Annotated in this window: 2 protein-coding genes; both read right to left on the bottom strand. The window is 45.4% G+C overall.

Annotated elements, in window-relative coordinates; translation table 11 throughout:
- Positions 1-49 precede the first annotated feature (49 nt).
- On the bottom strand, positions 50-997 hold the full coding sequence (gene manA, locus ACWHAR_RS22875; RefSeq protein WP_144459297.1) for a mannose-6-phosphate isomerase, class I: 948 nt from the start codon (positions 995-997) through the stop codon (positions 50-52).
- On the bottom strand, positions 994-1076 hold an 83-nt coding region (locus ACWHAR_RS22870; RefSeq protein WP_452087921.1), incomplete at its 5' end, for a hypothetical protein. The genes manA and ACWHAR_RS22870, both read right to left, overlap by 4 nt.

Here is a 1076-nt window from a genome sequence, read left to right as displayed (position 1 = left end):
TGAGCAAAGAGATCGTATGTTTCTTAAACAAATGCAACTCCCCCATTCATTAAGGATGAGATATCATGAATTCACATGTTCCTTCTATTGAAAACTCGCCAAAATGCGCAGGCAAGACAAAGTGTGAGCCTGCATTGCATTCATACTGAATACCATTATTTATGATTCGTCCTGATCCGCTCAGAACACTCCCCAGCAAATAGGTTTGATGTGAAGGAAAAGCAGCTCGGCCGCTAATCTTCCATTTGTACACTGAGAAATAATTTGATTGCACATAAACAATTATCTCAGCGTTACCAACTTCTTTTACTTCCGGTGTATGCACTTTATCGATATGCGGTATCGTTATGACTTCCATGGCTTTTTCTATATGAAGAGTTCTTTTTTGGCCCTGGTCATTACAGCGGTCATAATCGTATACGCGATACGTTGTATCAGAGTTTTGCTGGATTTCAAGGACAAGGGTTCCCTCACATAATGCATGGAGTGTACCGCTTGGCACATAAAAGAAATCTCCGGGCTTGATTTTGATTCGCCTCAGCAGCCCGTTCCAATCACCGCTTTCTATTCGTTGTTTGAATTCCTCCTTTGTGCTTGCGTGATGTCCCAAAATCAGTTCGGCGTCATCTTTGCAATCAATGATATACCAGCACTCCGTTTTACCAAGGTCGCCATTTTCATGCAGTTTTGCATAATCATCATCAGGATGGACTTGCACGGAGAGATCCATATTGGCGTCCAGCAGCTTTACCAGCAGCGGAAACAGCTTACCATCCGGAAACCCGAATATCTCTGGGTGATCTTGCCATACTTGATCTAGTGTCTTTCCTGCCAGCGGGCCGTTCTTTACAGCCGACGGGCCATGGGCATGTGCAGAAACGGCCCAGCACTCACCTGTTTTTTGTGAGGGTATTGCGTAGCCAAAAGCGTCACGAAGCTTCGTCCCTCCCCATAGTCTTTCTTTAAAGACAGGCTCTAAAAATAATGGATGCGTCATGATCGCACCTCCCCGGATGCTGTCTCTGCTTGTAAGGCCTGATGCGCTAAAACTAGCGTGCCGATGATTCCGGCGTTAC

It is taken from the genome of Bacillus sp. LR--39 (assembly GCF_053613335.1).
Note: the sequence above shows the minus strand (reverse complement) of the source record. Positions and strands in the feature narration are given on the sequence as shown.

Bases quoted from the DNA above. Each gene is read 5' to 3' on its own strand.
- manA (WP_144459297.1), bottom strand. From the start codon at position 997: ATGACGCATCCATTATTTTTAGAGCCTGTCTTTAAAGAAAGACTATGG.